Source organism: Methylobacterium mesophilicum (genome assembly GCF_022179445.1).
Taxonomy (GTDB): Bacteria; Pseudomonadota; Alphaproteobacteria; order Rhizobiales; family Beijerinckiaceae; genus Methylobacterium; species Methylobacterium mesophilicum.
Genome location: NZ_BPQU01000004.1, coordinates 124,565 through 144,166, shown reverse-complemented (window position 1 = coordinate 144,166; position 19,602 = coordinate 124,565). Strand labels below are relative to the sequence as shown.

26 protein-coding genes are annotated in these 19,602 nt (G+C 69.1%); 11 read left to right on the top strand and 15 right to left on the bottom strand.

Annotated elements, in window-relative coordinates; genetic code table 11:
- Window positions 1-7: 7 nt before the first annotated feature.
- The 3 genes from MFF40_RS06715 to MFF40_RS06705 all read right to left on the bottom strand — a co-directional run bounded on the left by MFF40_RS06715 (window position 8) and on the right by MFF40_RS06705 (window position 1,661).
- Window positions 8-742: a M48 family metallopeptidase gene (locus tag MFF40_RS06715; RefSeq protein ID WP_147897851.1), complete on the bottom strand. Its 735-nt coding sequence runs from the start codon at window positions 740-742 to the stop codon at window positions 8-10.
- A gap of 71 nt (window positions 743-813) precedes the next feature.
- Window positions 814-1,356, bottom strand: a complete 543-nt coding sequence (locus MFF40_RS06710; protein WP_147897850.1) for an A24 family peptidase — start codon at window positions 1,354-1,356, stop codon at window positions 814-816.
- Window positions 1,357-1,496: 140 nt separating this feature from the next.
- Complete coding sequence (locus tag MFF40_RS06705; RefSeq protein ID WP_147856566.1) at window positions 1,497-1,661, bottom strand: Flp family type IVb pilin; 165 nt, start codon at window positions 1,659-1,661, stop codon at window positions 1,497-1,499.
- 300 nt (window positions 1,662-1,961) lie between these two features.
- Between MFF40_RS06705 and MFF40_RS06700 the strand changes: the two genes are divergently transcribed.
- From MFF40_RS06700 to MFF40_RS06690, 3 genes are all read left to right on the top strand, one after another.
- A complete protein-coding gene (locus MFF40_RS06700; protein WP_147897849.1) occupies window positions 1,962-2,456 on the top strand; it encodes a pilus assembly protein N-terminal domain-containing protein in 495 nt (164 codons plus the stop codon).
- 114 nt (window positions 2,457-2,570) lie between these two features.
- On the top strand, window positions 2,571-3,218 hold the full coding sequence (locus MFF40_RS06695) for an RraA family protein (RefSeq protein ID WP_238259991.1): 648 nt from the start codon (window positions 2,571-2,573) through the stop codon (window positions 3,216-3,218).
- A gap of 74 nt (window positions 3,219-3,292) precedes the next feature.
- A complete protein-coding gene (locus MFF40_RS06690) occupies window positions 3,293-3,970 on the top strand; it encodes a metallophosphoesterase family protein (protein ID WP_147897847.1) in 678 nt (225 codons plus the stop codon).
- On the opposite strand, the gene MFF40_RS06685 is transcribed toward MFF40_RS06690, so the two are convergent.
- The 8 genes from MFF40_RS06685 to hemA all read right to left on the bottom strand — a co-directional run bounded on the left by MFF40_RS06685 (window position 3,967) and on the right by hemA (window position 11,277).
- Window positions 3,967-4,341, bottom strand: coding sequence for a DUF423 domain-containing protein (locus MFF40_RS06685; RefSeq protein ID WP_147897855.1), 375 nt, complete (start codon window positions 4,339-4,341; stop codon window positions 3,967-3,969). The genes MFF40_RS06690 and MFF40_RS06685 overlap by 4 nt on opposite strands.
- Window positions 4,342-4,343: 2 nt before the next feature.
- Entirely contained in the window at window positions 4,344-4,997 is a 654-nt protein-coding gene (yihA, locus tag MFF40_RS06680) for a ribosome biogenesis GTP-binding protein YihA/YsxC (protein WP_147897846.1), read from the bottom strand.
- Window positions 4,998-5,079: 82 nt separating this feature from the next.
- On the bottom strand, window positions 5,080-6,939 hold the full coding sequence (yidC, locus tag MFF40_RS06675; protein WP_147897845.1) for a membrane protein insertase YidC: 1,860 nt from the start codon (window positions 6,937-6,939) through the stop codon (window positions 5,080-5,082).
- A complete protein-coding gene (rnpA, locus tag MFF40_RS06670) occupies window positions 6,929-7,537 on the bottom strand; it encodes a ribonuclease P protein component (protein WP_147897844.1) in 609 nt (202 codons plus the stop codon). Before rnpA ends, yidC begins: the two co-directional genes overlap by 11 nt.
- Window positions 7,538-7,676: 139 nt before the next feature.
- Window positions 7,677-7,811, bottom strand: a complete 135-nt coding sequence (gene rpmH, locus MFF40_RS06665) for a 50S ribosomal protein L34 (RefSeq protein WP_007558110.1) — start codon at window positions 7,809-7,811, stop codon at window positions 7,677-7,679.
- A gap of 180 nt (window positions 7,812-7,991) precedes the next feature.
- Entirely contained in the window at window positions 7,992-8,537 is a 546-nt protein-coding gene (locus tag MFF40_RS06660; protein WP_147854491.1) for an adenine phosphoribosyltransferase, read from the bottom strand.
- Window positions 8,538-8,619: 82 nt separating this feature from the next.
- The gene (locus MFF40_RS06655; RefSeq protein WP_050733962.1) at window positions 8,620-9,417 is read right to left on the bottom strand and encodes an inositol monophosphatase family protein; all 798 of its coding nucleotides are present in this window, start codon (window positions 9,415-9,417) and stop codon (window positions 8,620-8,622) included.
- Window positions 9,418-10,008: 591 nt separating this feature from the next.
- The gene (gene hemA, locus MFF40_RS06650; protein WP_378995322.1) at window positions 10,009-11,277 is read right to left on the bottom strand and encodes a 5-aminolevulinate synthase; all 1,269 of its coding nucleotides are present in this window, start codon (window positions 11,275-11,277) and stop codon (window positions 10,009-10,011) included.
- 345 nt (window positions 11,278-11,622) lie between these two features.
- On the opposite strand from hemA, the gene MFF40_RS06645 reads away from it, so the two are divergent.
- From MFF40_RS06645 to MFF40_RS06635, 3 genes are all read left to right on the top strand, one after another.
- Window positions 11,623-11,802, top strand: a complete 180-nt coding sequence (locus tag MFF40_RS06645; RefSeq protein ID WP_147854493.1) for a hypothetical protein — start codon at window positions 11,623-11,625, stop codon at window positions 11,800-11,802.
- A gap of 85 nt (window positions 11,803-11,887) precedes the next feature.
- The gene (murA, locus tag MFF40_RS06640) at window positions 11,888-13,177 is read left to right on the top strand and encodes a UDP-N-acetylglucosamine 1-carboxyvinyltransferase (RefSeq protein WP_147854494.1); all 1,290 of its coding nucleotides are present in this window, start codon (window positions 11,888-11,890) and stop codon (window positions 13,175-13,177) included.
- A gap of 209 nt (window positions 13,178-13,386) precedes the next feature.
- The gene (locus tag MFF40_RS06635; RefSeq protein WP_147854495.1) at window positions 13,387-13,764 is read left to right on the top strand and encodes a helix-turn-helix domain-containing protein; all 378 of its coding nucleotides are present in this window, start codon (window positions 13,387-13,389) and stop codon (window positions 13,762-13,764) included.
- Window positions 13,765-13,770: 6 nt separating this feature from the next.
- Here the strand turns inward: MFF40_RS06635 and MFF40_RS06630 are convergent, their stop codons facing one another.
- A complete protein-coding gene (locus MFF40_RS06630) occupies window positions 13,771-14,190 on the bottom strand; it encodes a hypothetical protein (RefSeq protein ID WP_238259989.1) in 420 nt (139 codons plus the stop codon).
- A gap of 186 nt (window positions 14,191-14,376) precedes the next feature.
- Here MFF40_RS06630 and MFF40_RS06625 point away from each other — a divergent pair, with 186 nt between their 5' ends.
- The 4 genes from MFF40_RS06625 to MFF40_RS06610 are packed head-to-tail and all read left to right on the top strand — an operon-like array spanning window position 14,377 to window position 17,138.
- Window positions 14,377-14,835, top strand: a complete 459-nt coding sequence (locus MFF40_RS06625) for a DUF2948 family protein (protein WP_147854452.1) — start codon at window positions 14,377-14,379, stop codon at window positions 14,833-14,835.
- A gap of 19 nt (window positions 14,836-14,854) precedes the next feature.
- A complete protein-coding gene (hisD, locus tag MFF40_RS06620) occupies window positions 14,855-16,150 on the top strand; it encodes a histidinol dehydrogenase (RefSeq protein ID WP_147854440.1) in 1,296 nt (431 codons plus the stop codon).
- A gap of 10 nt (window positions 16,151-16,160) precedes the next feature.
- Window positions 16,161-16,643 (top strand): UPF0262 family protein, encoded by a 483-nt coding sequence (locus MFF40_RS06615; RefSeq protein ID WP_147854441.1) that lies wholly within the window; start codon window positions 16,161-16,163, stop codon window positions 16,641-16,643.
- Window positions 16,644-16,667: 24 nt separating this feature from the next.
- Complete coding sequence (locus tag MFF40_RS06610; RefSeq protein ID WP_147854442.1) at window positions 16,668-17,138, top strand: arsenate-mycothiol transferase ArsC; 471 nt, start codon at window positions 16,668-16,670, stop codon at window positions 17,136-17,138.
- Here MFF40_RS06610 and MFF40_RS06605 read toward each other — a convergent pair.
- Entirely contained in the window at window positions 17,128-17,616 is a 489-nt protein-coding gene (locus MFF40_RS06605) for a DUF1203 domain-containing protein (RefSeq protein WP_147854443.1), read from the bottom strand. The two genes, MFF40_RS06610 and MFF40_RS06605, sit on opposite strands and share 11 nt — an antisense overlap.
- A 320-nt stretch (window positions 17,617-17,936) precedes the next feature.
- Between MFF40_RS06605 and MFF40_RS06600 the strand changes: the two genes are divergently transcribed.
- Complete coding sequence (locus tag MFF40_RS06600) at window positions 17,937-18,287, top strand: hypothetical protein (protein WP_147854444.1); 351 nt, start codon at window positions 17,937-17,939, stop codon at window positions 18,285-18,287.
- 80 nt (window positions 18,288-18,367) lie between these two features.
- Here MFF40_RS06600 and MFF40_RS06595 read toward each other — a convergent pair whose 3' ends face one another.
- Together MFF40_RS06595 and MFF40_RS06590 are read right to left on the bottom strand one after the other, a co-directional pair.
- Window positions 18,368-18,685 carry a hypothetical protein gene (locus MFF40_RS06595; RefSeq protein ID WP_147854445.1) on the bottom strand — a complete coding sequence of 106 codons (318 nt, stop codon included), beginning with the start codon at window positions 18,683-18,685 and terminating at the stop codon, window positions 18,368-18,370.
- Window positions 18,686-18,814: 129 nt separating this feature from the next.
- Window positions 18,815-19,507, bottom strand: coding sequence for a transglutaminase-like cysteine peptidase (locus MFF40_RS06590; protein ID WP_187277688.1), 693 nt, complete (start codon window positions 19,505-19,507; stop codon window positions 18,815-18,817).
- Window positions 19,508-19,602: the final 95 nt, after the last annotated feature.

Sequence of the window (19,602 nt, the reverse complement as noted above, 5' to 3'; positions counted from 1 at the left end):
TGGCCGGTCAGCCGTAGCGATGCAGGCTGGTGCCGTTGCGCTTCAGCCACGCCTCGGCCGCGTCGACGTGCGGGCATAGCCCGTGCAGCAGCGCCCAGTACCGCGCCGAATGGTTCATCTCGCGCAGGTGCGCCATCTCGTGGGCGACGAGGTAATCGAGCACCATCGGGGGCGCCAGGATCAGGCGCCATGAGAAGTTCAGCTCGCCCCGCGCCGTACAGGATCCCCAGCGGCTGCGGGTGTCCCGCAGGGTGATGCGGACCGGCCGTTGGCCGAGCAGCGGCGCATAGCGCTCCACCGCCTCGGCGAGGTCGCGCCGTGCCTCGCGGGTCAGGTAGTCCCGGATCCGGCGCGGGACGTGGGCCGGCTCGCAAGAGAGGGAGATCACCGGTTCCCCGGCCTCCGCCTCGACGCGCACCGCGCCGCTGCGCGTCCCTCGCAGATGCAAACGGTGTGGCGTCCCGCGCAGCGGCAGGATCGCGTCCGGAACGAAACCGATCCGCTCCGGCACCCGTGCCAGACGCGCGGCAATCCACCCGGCATGGCTGGTGGCGAAGCGCTGGGCGGTGTTGACGGCGGTTCGGCTCGGCAGGGTGATCACGACCTCGCCGGTGGCGGCCGAGACCCGCAGGGTGATCCGGCGCGCGGTCGGCCGCCGGCGCAGCGCGATCTGGAGGCTTGCTCCCTCGTGCTGGACCTCAAGGTGGTCGGGATCGGGGCGACGCAGGAGCGCGAACGACATGGCGCAGTTCTAGCCGGCTCCGAACCTGGGCTCCAGATCTCGGGACCGAGATTTGCTTTGGTTCCAGGATCTCAGGCGGCGAGCGTGCGGGCCCAGACCTCGGTCTCGGGCAGCACCAGCAGGGCAGCAGCCGCGAGCGCGATACCGTACGGAATCCCGGTCTTGGCATCGTGGAGGTGCAGCGCGAAGGGCAAGCGCGCGATGCGCATCGGGAGCGGGTAGGCGCGCACGGCCAGGATCGCGAGCGTCAGGCCGCCGCCGAGGATCGAGGCCACCAGCAGGTAATCGCCCAAGCCGTCGAAGCCCAGCCAGAGCGCCGTGGCGGCGGCCAGCTTGGCGTCGCCACCGCCGATCACCCCGACGGCAAACAGCGTGAAGGTCACGGTCAGCACCAGGGCGGCAGCGCCGACATGGAGCCAGATCTCGGACCAGCTCATCGGGCCGGTGACGGCCAGCAGCGCGAACCCCGCGACGAGCGCCAACGAGATCCGGTTCGGGATCAGCATCGTCAGCAGGTCGCTGGCCGCCGCGTAGGCCATCAGGAACGGGAACAGCACCAGCAGGCCGAAACCGGCCGTTCCGAGACTCGCGATCGCCGATCCTGCGCCAACCATCTCGGGTCAACCCTATCCGTACCTGGCGGGAAAGCAGCGCGAGGCCGCAGCCGAACGACGGATCCGGCCGGCCGAGACCCCATCGCCTGACGCGATGGAGCCTCGAACCTGCCGCAGATCCCGATCGTGAAGAGACCCGATTAGTTCAGGTTGCCGGAGATCGCGCTGAACTTGGCCGACAGCGAGGTGCCGACAGTCTTCAGCGCGCCGATGATGACGACGGCGATCAGGGCGGCGATCATGCCGTACTCAATCGCGGTGGCGCCGGACTCGTCGGAGGCGAAACGCGAGAACAGGGTCTTCATGGAGGGCGATCCTTCGATCAAGAACGGGCAACGTGAAGTTTGAAAGATGACCGACGAAGATTTCTACGTCTCGATCGGCGGCATTTGGAGATTGCCTGTTACGCCTTGAAATTCGGTTAAATCGCACCCCGAACAAAGTCCGCTCACGGCCCGCTGCGAGCTTAGTGAAGGATAGGTTTCGCCGTTGCCGAGCATACGCGGGGCCGCCTCATGCTTAGCGGTTCCTTCACCGGTCCCGGGCTATCGCTGCGGCTTCGGTGTCGCGCCACGCGCAGGCGCCGGCCGCTACCGAGGAATCCGATGCGCCGCACCCTGTCGAATGCGGGCCGAGCCGGCCTCGTCCTCCTGCTGACGGGTGCCGCTGTCGCGGCCGCCCAGCCGGAGCCGCTGCCGATCGTCACCGTGCTGGTGGACAACGCCAAGGTCATCCGCCTGCCGGAGAAGACCGCAACCGTCATCGTCGGCAACCCCATCATCGCGGAGGTCACGCCGCAGAAGAACGGCGTGCTGGTGCTCACGGGCAAGAGCTACGGCTCGACCAACCTGATCGCGCTCGACACGGCCGGCGCGATGATCGCCGAGACGATGATCCGGGTCGAGGCATCGCGGGACGCGACCATCACGGTCCAGCGCGGGATGGATCAGGAATCGCTGTCCTGCACGCCGAAATGCCAGCCGGCGGTCCAGCTCGGCGACGCAGCGAAGTATTTCGACACGCAGAGCGGCCAGGCCGATGCCCGCCGCAAGCTCGCGACCGGCGGCGGCGCGGGGGGGCCCCAAGCGGCCGAGCGCTGAAGCCGGCAGGCCGCACGACACCGGGTGAATCCTCTGGCAAGCTCCGCCCTCGGCGCAGCCCCGACGCGATCCAACAGGATCCCGCCCGGCCGCCATCAGGGAGGTTTCTCGCCGATGCCCGGCATCACGCACAATCCGCCGCCGCCCACCGTCGATCCCGCCGTGCTCGCCTCGGTTCAGGACTTCTCCACGGCGACGATCAGCGACTGCCTGGACCGGATGGCGGTCCTGCACGGTCTGCGGCCCTTCCACCGGCAGGGGCGGCTCCTCGGCACGGCGTTCACGGTCGGGGTGCGGGCCGGCGACAACCTCGCGATCCACCAGGCGCTCGAGCAGGTTCGTCGCGGAGACGTGATCGTGGTCGATGGCGGCGGCGACACGAGCCGGGCGCTGGTGGGCGAAATCATGAAGGCGATCGCCGAGAGCCGGGGCGTGGCAGGCTTCGTCATCGACGGCGCTATCCGCGATACCGACGCCTTCGCCGGTTCGGACTTCCCCTGCTACGCTCGCGCCGCCACGCCCCGGGGTCCGTTCAAGACCGGCCCCGGCGTCATCAACGGACCCGTTTCCGTCGGAGGCTGGACGGTGAGCCCAGGAGACGTGGTGGTGGGCGACGCGGACGGCGTCGTGACCTTCCCGCCCGCGCTCGCGCCGCGCCTGATCGAGGCGGTGCGCGCACAATCTGCCCAAGAGGCCGAAGTGCTCGCGCTGATTCAAGCCGGCCGATACGACGGCCGATACGCCCAAGAAGCGAAGGGCTGAGAATCTTCCCTGCGACGGCGGCGTGATCCGCCGCGAAGCCTTGCGGACCGGATCCCTCCCGTAGACGATGGCCCATGGAGTCCGCGCCGCTCACCTACGCCATCGGCGACATCCACGGCCGCGCCGACCTGCTCGACACGCTGCTGGAGCAGATCGCCGCCCATGCTGGGGATCGTGCCCACCGCCTGGTCTTCCTGGGCGACTACATCGATCGCGGACCCGACAGCGCCGCGGTGCTGCGCACCGTCAGCCGCCTGAACTGGGCCGAGCCCGAACGCGTCACCTGCCTCATGGGCAACCACGAGCGCATGCTGCTCGACGCGCTGCTGACTCCGGAGGCGGCCCGGCATTGGCTGTACAACGGCGGCGACGCCACCCTCGATTCGTTCGGCGCCCGGGACCTCAGCGGGTTGCCGGGCGACACCCTCGACTGGATCGAAGCCCTTCCGACCCTGCACGGCGATGCGGCCCGGTGGTACGTCCATGCCGGTCTCCGCCCCGGCAAGGCGGCGTCGGACTCGGACGTGCACGACCGCCTGTGGATTCGGGAACCGTTCCTCGAGGAGGATCACGATTTCGGCCGGCACGTGGTCCACGGCCACACACCCCAGCGGGACGGTCGCCCGGAGGTACGCCGGTTCCGGACCAATCTCGACACCGCCGCGGTCTACGGCGGCGCGCTTACGGCCGGCGTTTTCTCGGATGCCCAGGGACCGGCGCTGGAATTTCTAAACGTTCAGGCTGGCGGCTAAACGCGCCGCGCCGGCACGAGCGCGCCCACAGCTGCCACGAGCCAGCCACCCATGAGGGCGAAGCCGCCGATGGGGGCGGCCATCGGGAACAGGGGGCGCTGCAGCCAGGTCCGAACCGACAGGTCGCCGCAGAACAGGATCAGGCCGAGGACGAGCAGACCCGCTGCGGTGCGCGATAGGCCGGGCCGCGTCAGACTTCCGGCGGCTAAGCCCGTGAGCGCCAGGATCGCCGGGGCGTGAAACAACAGGAACTGCGCCGCGGTCTTGAGCGAATCCGCCCCCGGGATGTGGGCCGCCGCGGCGCTGAGGGCGACACCGAGCAGGCCGGCGAGGCAGGCCAAGGCCATGAGCCCCCGGTCGATCCCCGACATCCTCATGCGCCGCGCTCGATCAGCAGCTTGGCGATCGCAGCGCGCAGCTCGGGTATGCCGCGGTCGTCGCGGCTGGAGGTGAGGATCACCTGCGGGAAGGCGGCCGGCCGCTTGGCGAGCCCCGCCTGGATGCCGGCGATGCGGCTCTCGACCTCGCCCTTCTTCAGCGAATCGCCCTTGGTGAGCACGACCTGATAGCTCACCGCGGCCTTGTCGAGACCGTCGAGTACGTCGGTGTCGATCGACTTGAAGCCGTGGCGGGCGTCGATCAGCATGAACACCCGGGCGAGATTGGCGCGGCCCTTGAGGTAGGAATGGATCAGCTGGGTCCAGGCTTCGACCTTGGCCTTCTCCACCGCCGCGTAGCCGTAGCCCGGCATGTCCACGAGGGACATGCGATCCCCGATCCGGAAGAAGTTGAGCTGCTGGGTCCGGCCCGGCGTGTGCGACGTGCGCGCCAGGGTGTTGCGGCCGGTCAGCGCGTTGATCAGGCTCGACTTGCCGACGTTCGAGCGGCCCGCGAACGCGATCTCGACGCCCTCCATGGGCGGGATGCGCTCGAGAACCTGGGCGGCCGCGTAGAAGTCGGCAGCCCCGGCGAACAGCAGGCGGCCGGCCTCCAGGAGGTCGGCCGCATCGTCGTTGGTCTCGGTCACGGCTTTCCTCGTCGGCCCGGAGCGGCGTCCCGGACGGTGGCGGCCGCCCTCTGGGATGCGGTGACGGCGATGACCGCGGGCCTCAGCCCTTGGTGGTCGCCGGCGCCTTGGTTCCGCCGCGCCGGAACGTGGTCCGCAGGTTGTCCCACAGCTCCACCTTCACGCCGTTGCGACGCATGATGACGTATTGCTGGATCACCGACAGGGTGTTGTTCCAGGCCCAGTAGATCACGAGGCCGGCGGGGAACGACCCCAGCATGAATGTGAACACGATCGGCATGAAGGTGAAAATCTGCGCCTGGACCGGGTCTGGCGGCGCGGGGTTCATCTTCATCTGCACGAACATCGTGACGCCCATGATCAGCGGCCAGACGCCGAGATGGACGAAGTCCGGTGCCGGGAAGGGCAGCAGGCCGAACAGGTTGACGATGCTCGTCGGATCCGGCGCGGCGAGATCGTGGATCCACCCGAAGAACGGCGCGTGGCGCATCTCGATGGTGATGAACAGCACCTTGTAGAGCGCGAAGAAGACCGGGATCTGGATCAGCACCGGCCAGCAGCCCGCGACCGGATTGATCTTCTCCTTCTTGTACAGCTCCATCGTGGCTTGCTGCTGCTTCATGCGGTCGTCCTTGTACCGCTCCCGGATGGCGACCATCTCGGGCTGCACGGCCTTCATCTTGGCCATGGACACGTAGGAGCGGTTGGCGATCGGCAGGAACAGCAGCTTCAGGCAGAAGGTGACCACCAGGATCGAGACGCCGAAGTTGCCGAAGAGATGGAAGAAGAAGTCCAGCGCCCGGAACATCGGCTTGGTGATGAAGAAGAACCAGCCCCAATCGATCATGAGATCGAAGTGCTTGATGCCGAGGTCCTTCTCGTAGTTGTTGATCAGGTTGACTTCCTTGGCGCCGGCGAACAGGCGCTGGGTCGTCGTCGCCGAGGCCCCCGCGTCCAGGTTCACGGCGTCACCGCGCACGCTGGCCTGGTAGACGTTGGTGGCGCCGTCGGTCCGGTCCGTGAAGGCGCCGGTATAGGGCACGTCCTGGTCGGCCGGCATCACGGCCGCCGCCCAGTACTTGTCGGTGATGCCGACGAAGCCGCCGGTCACGCCGTTCCAGGCGCGGCCCTTGGTGTTGGCGCCGCCATACGCGCCTTCCTTGGCGAGCTTGTCGTAGGTGAATTCCTGCAGGCCGTCGTTGCCGAGGTAGCCGATCATGCCTTCGTGCAGGACGTAGTAGCCCTGGGTATGCGGCTTACCCCAGCGGGAGACCAGGCTGTACGGATAGAGCGTCACCGCGCCCGAGCCCCTGTTCTCGATCTCCTCGCGGACCGTGAACATGTACTTGTCGTCGACCGCGATGATGCGCTTGAAGACGAGGCCGGCGCCGTTGTCCCAGGTCAGGGTCACAGGCATGCCGGGCGACAACGTCTTGCCGTCGCTGGACCAGACGGTCTCGCTGCCGGGCAGCGGCCCGGCATTGGCGCCGACCCAGCCGAACTCGGCGTAGTACGGTGCCTCGCTGCCGGCCGGGGAGAACAGCACGATCTCCGGGCTCTTCGGGTCCACGGTCTCGTGGTAGTTCTTCAGGGACACGTCGTCGACGCGGCCACCCTTGAGGGCGATCGAGCCGCTGAGCGCCGGGGTCTCGATCCGGATGCGCGGCGAGCGGGCGAGCGCCGCCTCGCGCGAGACGGCGCCACCCTGCCCGGGGACCGTGCCCGGCACGGGCGCTGCCGGGCCGCCCTCCTTGGGCGAGGGCGACGGGACCCCGTCCGGGGTGACGCCGGGCGGCTGCTGTTGCTGCTGCGCGGCCTTGTTCTGCGCCTCGATCAGCCGCTGCTGTTCCACCCGCGGGCCGGCCACGAAGTACTGCCATCCCAGCAGCACCAGCAGCGACAGGCCGATGGCCACGAACATGTTCGTCTTGTCATTGCCCATCGGGGACACCGCCGCACGTGTTCGGAGTGGCAACAGGAGCGGCACTGGCCCGTTCGGGCCTGCGCGCGTCCGTGATTCGGAGACCTCTGGCGCGGTCCTGCGACGGATCGATGTCGGGTTCGCGGGACGCAGCAGGCTGCGCGGGCACCCGGCCCGCATCGCGCTGGAGAGGTGTGGTTTTGGCCGGCCGGCCGCCAGGCTTGCCGGGCCGGTCGCCCCGGGGTCCACCGGGAGGCCGCGGTGTGGCCGGACGCGTCACCGTCGGAATGGCGCGACGCAGGTCCTCGGCCAGGGCCTCGAAGGGCGCGGTCAGGGCCGGGCGGCGGGCGATCAGTACGATGTCGGCCGGCAGCCCGGCCAGATCGCCCGGGAGACCGGACGCAACCACGTTCACCGCGGCACGCAGGCGCCGGCGAATGCGGTTGCGCTCGACAGCATGGCCGACGCGCTTGGTGATGGTAAAGCCGAGCCGGAGGCCATCCGCCGCTTGCGGATCGCGCAGACGCCCCTGGGCGGTCATGCGCTCGGTGTGGAAGCGGCGGCCCTCGGCTGTCGCCAGGAAGTCAGGCCGCTTCTTGAGCCGCGCGATCGTCGCCATCGATGGTTCGATCCCGACCGATCTCATAGTGTGTGCCGCATGATGAGTTCGGAAAACCGGATTTCATGTTTCCGCATCATGCACACGCCTCACGGCGCGGCTGCCGCAGCAGGGCCGCGCCGGCGAGGATCCGATCGGCTCAGGCCGACAGGCGCTTGCGGCCGTGGGCGCGGCGACGCGCGATCACCTTGCGGCCACCGGCGGTGGCCATGCGCGCACGGAAGCCGTGGCGGCGCTTACGGACGAGCTTGCTCGGCTGGTAGGTTCTCTTCATGGTTCAGAGCCTTCAAAGGTCGAGGCGCGCTCGTGGGCGGCAATTGCCGCACCCGACCTTCACGCGTCCTGGTTGTCTGCAAACACGAAGGGCGCCCAGGCGGGGCGCCACGTCGCGAGTGGCGGGCTTATGGCGGATGGGTCCCGCGAAGTCAACGTTTCGTGGACGTCTTCCTGGGCCTCAATGCCCCTCGAACTGCATCAGGGCGCGGACTTCCACGCCCATGTCGCGCAGGCGCTGCGCGCCGCCGATCTCCGGCAAGTCGATCACGAAGCAGGCGGCCACGATCTCGGCGCCGATCTTCTGGAGCAGGTTCACCGCTGCGGTGGCGGTACCGCCGGTGGCGATCAGGTCGTCGACCAGCAGCACCTTGTCACCGGGCTTCACCGCATCGACGTGGATCTCGATCTCGTCGGTGCCGTACTCGAGCGCGTAGGCCATGGAGACGGTCTTGTGGGGCAGCTTGCCCTTCTTGCGGATCGGCACGAAGCCGCAAGACAGCTGGTGCGCGATGGCGCCGCCCAGGATGAAGCCCCGGGCCTCGATGCCGGCCACCTGGTCGATTCGCCCGCCCGCATAGGGATGGACCAGCGCGTCCACCGCCCGCCGGAACGCCCGCGGGTCGCTGAGCAGCGTGGTGATGTCGCGGAAGATGATGCCGGGCTTCGGGTAGTCGGGAATCGAACGGATCGATTCCTTCAGCGCGACGTGGCGGCGGGCTTCCATGGGTTCGGGCCTTCCGTGGGGGACGGCGGGCTTAAAGCAGAAGCTCCGGCCCCTGACCAGTTTGACGGCATCTCCCGGAGGATCAGGCCGCCTGCACCTTCTTGAGGAGAGCGAGCAATTCGCGATGCAGCACCTCGTTGCCGCAGGCCACCGAGCGGGCCGCCAGGGGCTCGGCCGCACCGTCCGCCGAGGTCACGTAGCCGCCGGACTCGCGCACCAGGATCACGCCCGCCGCGAAATCGTAGGTCTGGAGGTCGCGCTCCCAGTAGCCGTCGAGGCGACCGCAGGCGACGTAGGCGAGATCAAGGGCCGCCGAGCCCATCCGCCTTGTGCCGCCGGCCACCGCCATCACGGCGCCGAGCTCGCGCAGCAGGCGCGGGTGGCTGCCGCGCCCGAGGTAGGGCGTGCCGTAGCCGACCAGCGCGTCGGCCATGTCCTGCCGGCCGGAGACCCGAAGGCGCCGGTTGTTGAGGTAGGCACCCTTGCCGCGCTCGGCGACGAACAGCTCGTCCTTGATCGGGTCGAAGATCACGCCGGCCACGATCTGGCCCTCGCGCTCGAGCCCGACCGAGATCGCGAAATGCGGCACGCCGTGCAGGAAGTTCGAGGTGCCGTCGAGCGGGTCGACATGCCAGGTGTGGCTCTTGTCGGTGCCCTCGATGATGCCGTTCTCCTCCAGCACCAGGCTGTAGCCGGGCCGGGCCTTCATGAGCGCGTCCCGCAGGGTCTCCTCGGCCTTCCGGTCCGCGGCGGACACGAAGTCGCCCGGGCCCTTTCGCGAGACCTGGAGGTTCTCGACCTCGCCGAAATCGCGGCGCAGGCCGCGGGCGGCCTTGCGCACGGCGTCGACCATCACGGTCATGAGCGGAGAGGAAATCATTTTTTTCGCGACTTTTCGGGGATGGATGCTGGCGCCGTCGTTACAGGCCGGCGCTGGAAAAGACGAGCCTGCCGGGAATTCGGGGGATCCGGAAGAGGTTGGTGGCCTGTGGTGCGGAGCGCCCCCTCTCCCGCAGAGCTACGGGCGACACAGGTTTCGATCGTAGCCGCTTTCATGCCTTGGGCGCAGAAGGCGCGGGTCCCCCCTCCCGTACGGGCTAGCGGATTCACAGATCGAGTTCGGCCCTTCTTGCGCGACGGCCCGTGCTTCGGCTCCAGCATCGATGCGGGTATCCCCTCGCCCCGCTTGCGGGGAGAGGGCTTCGGCGACCTCGTCGTCGCCGAAGCAAAGCGGCAGCCGACGGTGAGGGGGCGGTTCCGGACGCCCGCCTCGTCCTGAACCGCCCCCTCACCGCCGCTCCGGCTTCGCCTGCGCTTCCCACACGGACGACAAGGTCCGTGCGGGCCTCTCCCCGCTGGCGGGGCGAGGGGACCCGCGCTTCGTCTGCAGATGTGTGAGCGTCGTAGCCCGTGCAGGAGAGGCCGCAGCAGGGAGGCATGGGCCCGGCCGCAGCCTGCGACCGCAAAAACCCTATTCCGCCGCCTCGACGAACACCGTGCCGGCCCGGGGCAGGTCCAGGGTCTCCCAGGTCTCGGCCAGCGCCGCAGCGAGGCGGGCGATGTGGGTCGCGTCGTGGAACGGCGACGGGGTGATGCGCAGGCGCTCGGTGCCGCGCGGGACCGTCGGGTAGTTGATCGGCTGGATGTAGATGGCGTGACGCTCCAGCAGGTGGTCGGCCGCCGCCTTGCACAGCTCGGCGTCGCCGACCATCACCGGAACGATGTGGGTCTCGGTTTCCAGCACCGGCAGGCCGGCCTCGGTGAGCGCCGCCTTGGTGGCGGCGGCCTGGGCCTGATGCGCCTCGCGCTCGACGTTCGATCGCTTGAGGTAGCGCACCGAGGCCCGGGCGGCGGCGGCCACCGCCGGCGGCAGCGCGGTGGTGAAGATGAAGCCCGGCGCGAAGCTGCGCACCGCGTCGCAGATCGCCGCCGAGGCGGTGATGTAGCCGCCGACGCAGCCGAACCCCTTGGCGAGGGTCCCCTCGATCACGTCGACCCGGTGCATGACGCCGTCGCGCTCGGCGATACCGCCGCCGCGGGGTCCGTAGAGGCCGACCGCGTGGACTTCGTCCAGGTAGGTCATGGCGCCGTAGGTGTCGGCGAGGTCGCAGATCCGGCCGATCGGCGCGATGTCGCCGTCCATCGAGTAGACCGACTCGAACACGATCAGCTTCGGCCGGTCGCCGGCGGCGCGCAGCAGCTCTTCCAGGTGCTGAAGGTCGTTGTGGCGAAAAATCTTCTTGTCGCAGCCGGAATGGCGGACGCCCTCGATCATCGAGTTGTGGTTGAAGGCGTCGGACAGGATCAGGCAGTTCGGGATCAGCTTGGCGATCGTCGAGATGCCCGACTGGTTCGAGACGTAGCCGGAGGTGAAGACGAGACCCGCCTCCTTGCCGTGCAGGTCGGCGAGTTCGCGCTCCAGATCGACCAGCGGCGAGTTGTTGCCGGCGATGTTGCGTGTGCCGCCCGCCCCGACGCCGCAGCGCGCGGCCGTGTCGGTCATCGCCGCCACCACTTCCTTGTGCTGGCCCATGCCGAGGTAATCGTTGGAACACCACACGGTGATCTCGGCGGTCTTGCCGTCCTGCTTGCGCCACTTGGCGGTTGGAAAGCGCCCGGAGATGCGCTCGATATCGGCGAAGACGCGGTAGCGGCGCTCGCCGTGGAGCTGGTCGAGCGCGCCCCGGAAATATCGCTCGTAGCCAGAGCCGGTGCGCGTCGAACCCGCTTGGGCGAGCATCGTGCTGGGCATCCGGGTGACGGTCATCGAGCGTCCTTCGCGTGTGCGGCCGTGCGGTCGGTGCCGGTTCGACACCTGGATCCCGCGATCAACGTACGGCCTCGGTCCAGTCCTTCGCGTGAATGGCGCAAGATACGCGCGGATCTGGAACTGGTTCAAGGTAAGGTTCCGGCATCGCTGCCCTGCAGCCGTTGAGAGGCGGGGACGAACTCGCTAGCCTCGCGGGGCGTCACGGACGTCCGAACACGCTGCCATTTCCTTGAGCGCCCCCATGTCGTCACGCCGAACTGCCTGCCCCGGCGCGGGATCACCCGGATCGAGCTTGCGGCGACGAAGGGTCGCGCGATGAGCGGGGGCAAGGACGCGCGTTCCGAGCGCCTGAAGGCGGCGCTTCGCGCGAATCTGCGCCGCCGCAAGGAACAGGGCCGCGGCCGCACCGAAACCCGGGACGTCCCCGAGGCGGAGCAGCCCGGCCCGCCCGAGACCGATTCTCCCGGTCCAGATTCCGACAAATCCGGTCTATAGGGGACGGCCAAGCCTGGGCGCCGCGGCGTCCACCAGGAGAACGGCCGGCCGCGCACCAGGGAGGTGCGCCGCCCGAGGACATACGATGGACCGCATTCACATCACCGGCGGCGCGCCCCTGAACGGCGTGATCCCGATCTCGGGCGCCAAGAACGCGGCGCTGCCGCTGATGATCGCGAGCCTGCTCACCGGCGAGACGCTGGAGCTGATCAATGTCCCCCGCCTCGCCGACATCTCCGCGCTGACCCGCATCCTCGGCAATCACGGCGTCGACCACATGGTGGTCGGCAAGCGCCCCGGGCAGACCACCGAGACCGGCCAGACGATCCGTCTCACCGCATCCAACGTCATCGACACCACCGCGCCCTACGACCTGGTCTCGACCATGCGGGCGAGCTTCTGGGTGGTGGCACCGCTGCTGGCCCGGTTCGGTGAGGCCAAGGTCTCGCTGCCGGGCGGCTGCGCCATCGGGACCCGCCCGGTCGATCTGCTGATCACCGCCCTTGAGAAGCTCGGGGCCGAGATCGAGATCGACGCCGGCTACGTGGTCGCCAAGACCAAGAACGGCCTGCGCGGGGCCGAGATCGCGTTCCCGAAGGTGACGGTCGGCGGCACGCATGTCGCCCTGATGGCGGCCTCCCTCGCGTACGGCACCACGGTGCTGGAGAACGCCGCCCGGGAGCCCGAGGTGGTCGACCTCGCCGAATGCCTGAACAAGATGGGCGCCAAGATCCGCGGCGCGGGCACGCCCCGGATCGAGATCGAGGGTGTCGCCCGGCTCAACGGCGCGCGCCACGAGGTGCTACCCGACCGGATCGAGACCGGCACCTACGCCATGGCGGTGGCGATGACCGGCGGCGACGTGATCCTCAAGGACACGCGGGCCGAGCTGCTGCACTCGGCGCTCGACGTCCTGTCGACCACGGGAGCCGAGATCAGCCAGGTCGAGGGGGGTATCCGCGTGCGCCGCAACGGCGGCGGCATCGCGGCCGTCGACGTGACCACCGATCCGTTCCCGGGCTTCCCCACCGACCTGCAGGCGCAGTTCATGGCGCTGATGACGCTGGCCAAGGGCCAGTCGCACATCCGCGAGACGATCTTCGAGAACCGGTTCATGCACGTGCAGGAGCTGGCCCGCCTCGGCGCGAAGATCCGCCTCGAGGGTGACCTCGCCATCGTCGAGGGCGTCGACCGGCTCAAGGGCGCGCCCGTGATGGCGACCGACCTGCGCGCCTCCGTCTCCCTGGTGATCGCGGGCCTCGCCGCCGAGGGCGAGACCCAGATCAACCGGGTCTACCACCTCGACCGCGGCTTCGAGGCGCTGGAAGCCAAGCTCGGCCGCTGCGGCGCACAGATCGAGCGGGTACGGGCGTAGGCTTGAGCCCAAATGCGGGATCACCGCTCCTGGGCTGATCGCTGCGTTCGCTGATGCAACGTCGGAAGGATCAACAACCTCGTCATTCCGGGGCGCCGTAGGCGAGCCCGGGATGACAAGGTGGACGATCAGACGTCGTGAGAATTTCCCAGCCTTCGCAGCGATAGTATCCCCATAGGCGACACTATGCCTGGTTAAGGAGACCGCCCGTGGAGATCAGGCCGATCCGCTCGGAAGCGGACCACCGGGACGCGTTGCAGGAAATCGAGCGCCTTTGGGGCTCCCCACGGGGAACGCCGGCCGGCGACAAGCTCGATGTGCTCGCCACGCTCGTGGAAGACTACGAAGAGCGCACCTTCCCGATTGCGGCGGCCGATCCGGTCGAGATCCTGCACGCTGCCATCACCGATATGGGCCGCTCGGAGGCGGAGCTGGCGCGTCTTCTCGGCTCGCGAGCACGGGCATCGGAGATCCTGAGCCGGAAACGGCACCTGAACCTCGCGCAGATCCGCGCCATCAGCGAGGCCTGGCACCTGCCGATCGCGCTGCTGGCGGCGCCGTATCGTCTCGAACACGACGCCGCCTGAGCCGCCTCAGCCCCCGATCCGCCCGCGCTTGTAGCCGAAGCCAGGTATCTCGCAGCCGCAGGACGTGTCGTACGGGCCGGATCGGGACCAGCCATCAACTCCGGCCGTGAGGCAGAGGCCGACGCTGCGCCAGCGCCGGTCGTAGCGCGGCCGATCGTCCTCGTCGCCCGGGGGCGGTGGAGGCGGCGGCCGCCGACGCGGGCGGTCGTCGTCGTAGGGCGGCGGTGGTGGCGGGGGCCGGCGGGGCCAATCGTCGTCCGGCGGTGGCGGGGGCCGGCGGTGGCGGTCGTACTCGTAGCGATCCGGCCCGGGACGGCCGAACACGTAGACATCCGCGTCGGGACCGACCTGTGCGCGCACCGGGGCGGCGACCAGTGGCGCCAGGGTCAGGGCAGCCAGCGCCGCGAGCGAGATCCGTTTCACCATCGTCGTCCTGCCTCGAATCGTCTCGGTCGTCCTGAGGGGCCCAGGCAGCGTGAGGGGGCCGGACGCCCCCGGCCGGGACCGCCATCCCGGATGCGGGCGTTGCCCGAACCCGGTCTGGCCGCTACCTACGCCCTGCCGTTGGGCCGCCGCCGCCGCCCGCGCCTACCTATCCCCGAGGATCCTTTCATGGAGCTGCTCAAGCTCGCCGCCCTCGATACCGAGGATCTGACCGTGATCTCCGCACACCTCCAGGACGCGATCCTGCGCCCGGAGGACCTGACCTACCTGGCCGGCGAGCATCGCTTCCTCATGGTCGTGCGGCGCTTCGACTGGACGCCCGACGCGCCGCCGCGGCGGCGGCTGGCCGGCCTGCATGTCGAGCGCGTCCTCAGCGTGAAGACCCGCGGGCTGGCCCCGGGCGACACCACGCCGATGAGCCTGCTCGCCCTCACCTTCGAGGCGACCGACTCGCCGTCGGGCCATATCGACATGGTGTTCTCCGGCGGCGCGGCGGTGCGGCTCGAAGTCGAGTGCATCGAGGTCCGGATGAAGGATCTCGGCCCGGTCTGGGAGGCGGTCGCCCGCCCCGGCCATGCAATCGATCCGGCGACCGATGCGGTCGCCGCCCCCGGCCCGGCGGCTTGAGACAGACGAAAGACATCCGATGGTCCGGCTCGACAGCTCCTCCCCGAACTTCGCCGCCGACTTCGCGCGGCTGCTCACCCTGAAGCGTGAGATCGCCGAGGATGTCGACGAGGCGGTGCGCGGCATCATCGGCGAGGTCGTCGCCCGCGGCGACGCCGCCCTGGTGGACTTCACCCGCCGCTTCGACCGGCTTGGGCCGGACTTCTCCGCCGATGCCCTGCGGATCACCGAGGCCGAGATCGATGCGGCCGTCGCGTCCTGCCCGGACGAGGCGATGACGGCGCTGCGCCTCGCGGCGGAGCGGATCGAGGCGTTCCACGCACAGCAGAAGCCCCAGGATCACCGGGCGACCGACGCGCTCGGCGTCACCGCCGGCTGGCGCTGGACGGCGCTGGAATCGGTCGGGCTCTACGTGCCCGGCGGCACGGCGAGCTATCCGTCCTCGGTCCTGATGAACGGCGTGCCGGCCCGGGTGGCGGGCGTGCCCCGGATCGTCATGGTGGTGCCGACGCCCGACAACATCCTCAATCCCCTGGTGCTGGCCGCGGCCCGCCTGGCCGGGGTCCACGAGGTCTACCGGGTCGGGGGCGCCCAGGCGGTGGCGGCGCTGGCCTACGGCACCGCCAGCATCGCCCCGGTCGCCAAGATCGTCGGCCCCGGCAACGCCTGGGTGGCGGCGGCCAAGCGCCGGGTGTTCGGCCAGGTCGGGATCGACATGATCGCCGGCCCGTCCGAGGTGCTGATCCTCGCCGACGGCCACGCCAACCCCGACTGGATCGCCGCCGACCTCCTGGCCCAGGCGGAGCACGACACCGCCGCCCAGTCGGTCCTGATCACCGACAGCGCGGAACTCGCCGAGGCGGTGGAAGCCGCCGTCGAGCGCGCGCTGACCACCCTGCCCCGGGCCGAGATCGCCCGGGCGAGCTGGCGCGATTACGGCGCGATCATCCGGGTCCGGGATTTCGACGAGGCGGTGCCGCTGGTCGACCGGATCGCCCCCGAGCACCTGGAAATCGAGACCCAGGATGCCGAGGCGCTGTCGGGCAGGATCCGTAACGCCGGCGCGATCTTTTTGGGGTCGCACACGCCGGAGGCGATCGGCGATTACGTCGGCGGCCCGAACCACGTGTTGCCCACCGCCCGCTCGGCCCGGTTCTCCTCGGGCCTCGGCGTCTTGGACTTCATGAAACGGACCACGATCCTGGCCTGCACGCCGGAGAGCTTGCGGGCGCTGGGTCCGGCAGCGATAACGCTCGGCCGGTCGGAGGGTCTGGAGGGTCACGCCCGCTCCGTCGCGATCCGGTTGAACCTGTGAGGGTGTGGGGATGGCCGAGAAGCAGCGCGGGCCGAACCGCCTCGCCAAGGTAAGCCTGGACGAGGCGTCCATCGCCCGCGGCAACCCGGATCAGGAGCACGAACGGGCGATCGCACTGTTCGACATCCTGGAAGACAACTCCTTCACGATTCCGGGCCGCGAGGGCCCGTACATGCTCACGCTCGGCCTCGTCGAGAACAAGCTGTCCTTCGCGATCAGCACGGTGGACGGCGAGCCGGTGATGACGCACCTCCTGTCGCTGACGCCGTTCCGACGGGTGATCCGCGACTACGAGATGATCTGCGAGAGCTACTACAACGCGATCCGTACCGCCTCGCCGTCGCAGATCGAGGCGATCGACATGGGCCGGCGCGGCCTGCACAACGAAGCTTCGGACACGCTCAAGCAGCGCCTCGACGGCAAGGTCGACCTCGACCACGATACGGCGCGCCGCCTGTTCACGCTGATCTTCGCCCTGCACTGGAAGGGCTAGGGCGCCTTCCGGCCCCGAACGGCGATGGTTGAGCCTTTCCCCGAGATCGCCCCGAAGAAGCGGCGGGTCCAGTCGGTCCTGTTCATGTGCAACTTCAACGCCGTGCGCTCGGCCGCGGCCGAGGCGATCGCGCGGGCCTATTTCGGCAAATCGACCTATGTACAGTCGGCCGGCGTGCGCTCGGGCGAGCCCACCGATCCGTTCATGATCGCGGCCCTCGACGAACTCGGCATCGACGCGAGCCGGCATCGCCCCCGCACCATCGAGCAGTTGGAGGATTGGGAGGGCCTGAACTTCGACCTGATCATCACCCTCTCGCCGGAGGCGCACCACCGGGCCCTCGACCTGACCCACACGCTCGCGGCCGATGTCGAGTACTGGCCGACGCCGGACCCGACCCTGCTGCAGGACGCCTCCCGGGAGCAGCGCCTGGACGCCTACCGGGACGTGCGCGACGGGCTCACCCGGCGCATCAAGGCGCGGCTCAAGGGCTAACCGTCAGCCGCTCGACCCGGGACAGCAGGCAGCCGGGCCGCGCGGTGTGGACGTTGACGAAGGCCGTGCGCGGGTCGCCGAGGGCGCGCAGCAGCGGCGCGTCGATCTCGGCGCCGGGACAGACGTGGCCGAGATCGTACAGGCAAAGATCCTCGGCATCGTAGGCCCGGACCGACACCAGGGTGTTGGCGCGAAGGATCGGTGCGACGACATCTGCCGCGGCGAAACTCCGACAAGATTGCGCGTGCAGGAAGATCGGGCTCGGGGCCCAGTAGATGCCGCGCGGACGCCCGAAATCGTAGGACCCGAGCAGCATCGGCTCTCCCGGCTCGGCGCAGCACAGGCATTGCCGACAGGGAAACCCGCTGTCGCTCGTCGCCGTGACCGACCGGACCGGATTGTCGAAGTCGTCGCGCCCGGTTTGGCGGAAGCGATCCGCGATGACGGCATCGATCGGTACGCAGCGGTATCGGGTCATGGGGTGCTCCCTCTCCCGGAAACCATGCGGGCTCCGGAGAGAGAAAGCGTCCCGCTCCTTGCTGCCGTTGTCGGCTCGTCTTGGGCGACCGGAACCGCGCGCCACCACGCGAACCTGACACTTCGCTGCGGAATGTAAGCCCGAACGAGCTACGCAAAAAACGCAAGGTTTCACCGAGTGTTCCGGTTCTATATGCTCGGCGACCATCCTCTTTTTGGAACAATTTCATGTCTTACGCTCGGACGGCTGCAGTCGCGGCGTGCGCCTTCATATCTCATTGCAGCCCATCACACGCTCAATGGAGTCCTGCAGGCGGATTATTGAATGTTTCGGTAACTCAAAGCTGCACCGAGACATCCGGCAGTATCGCCACATCCAAATCCGACGGCCTTTTCCTATGCCCGGCCCGGATCAATCTGGTCGAGTCCCAGATCAAGGGCGCCAGTCATTTCTACATCGTCCATGCCTATGGCCTTCTCGCCATTCGAAAGAACTCGGAACGGCTGGCAGATTGCTGGGCGGCCCATCAGCTCGCCAACGCGCCCAACGGCCCGCACTACATCAAGCAGTGGATCACGCACTGGACCAATTACGGGGTGACCCAGTCGACGTTCGGCACGCCTGCACAGAGGATCGCCAATGTCCGGTCGTGCTGCGCCTGCGGTATCTAGTGGCCCAACGCCCTGTCCGGCCCCAGACGCCTGCGTGAGCGACTGCTGGGTGGGCCCCCGAGCGGTGCCGATCCGGCCCATCACCCCCGGCTGCTGATCAGCCAGGCCCGGACGCGGCCGGCGAGCATCGGGCGGGCGCGGGCGACGTCGTCGCCGTCGAGAAGCGGTGAACCCGCCAGGGCTGCGAGATAGGCGTCCTCGGCACTGCGGCAGGCCCGGAACGCGGAATCCGCGGCGAGGTCAGAGTCCGTGAGCGCGACCTGGATCCGGAAGTTGCGGCTGAGGCACTCGCGCCAGCCCGTGTGGCGCAGCTCGGTCTCGCCGCCCGCCTGCACCGGCCCGGAGGCGAGCAGCATCGCGGCGAACAGCACGGGCGATATGAGGGAGGCAGGCGACATGGATCGGGCACTCGGTCCGCAGACAGGGTGACGCCGCCAAGGTTAGTGAAAGCTTAAGGTCGGGATGGAAATCCGGCTGTCCGGACGCGTCCTGTGAATGGGCCGACGCGGTGCAGAGAACCGCCCTGATCAGCGGTTGGCGGTGGTGACCGGCGAGGTGACGCCGCCGAGCGAGACCCACGCGGTGGCGTCCTGGCTCTCGCGCTTGATGAACACGTAGCCGGTCTTGTGCCACGGCACGATCGCGTTGGTCTTGTTGTCGAGGACCAGGTCGCCGCGGTCGGTGATCAGGGTCAGCACGGCGTGGCCCTCGCCCTTCTCGTCGATCACCACGGTCATGCGCATCGCCCGGCGGGACAGGCCGGCGTCGGCCAACAGGTGGCGCTTGAGCAGCTGGAAGTCCTCGCAATCGCCGATGCCGTCCTCGGCCAGGTCCCAGCGGTCGGCGACGTGGAGATGCTCCATGTCGGTCTTCGGCTCGACCGACTTGTTCACCCGGCGGTTGACCGAGACGATGGTGGCCCAGACCGCCGGGGTCAGGGTGATCCGCGCCGGCTCGCTGCGGTCCACGGCGCATTCCGCCGCGTAGGACTGGCAGAACGTCACCCAGGCCGCGATCGGCCGCGCCGCGCCCTGGGGCTCGGCCCCGATCTGCGGGGACGGCAGGCTGGCGAAGGTCTGGGCCTGCACCGTCCCGGCGCCGAGGCCGGCGAAGCACAGGGCGGCCCAGGCGAAGCCGGCCAGCACGCGACGGCTGCGAGCCACCCGACGCAGCGCAGAGCTGGGAACCGAACCCTGCACCATGGAACCCGCGAACCGCATCGCCGTGACCCAACCGTTAAGCTCTCGTTAACGAAAGCTCTCACGCCGGGGGGCCGGCGGCAATCGGCGGATTAACAAAAGGTTAATGCTGTGCG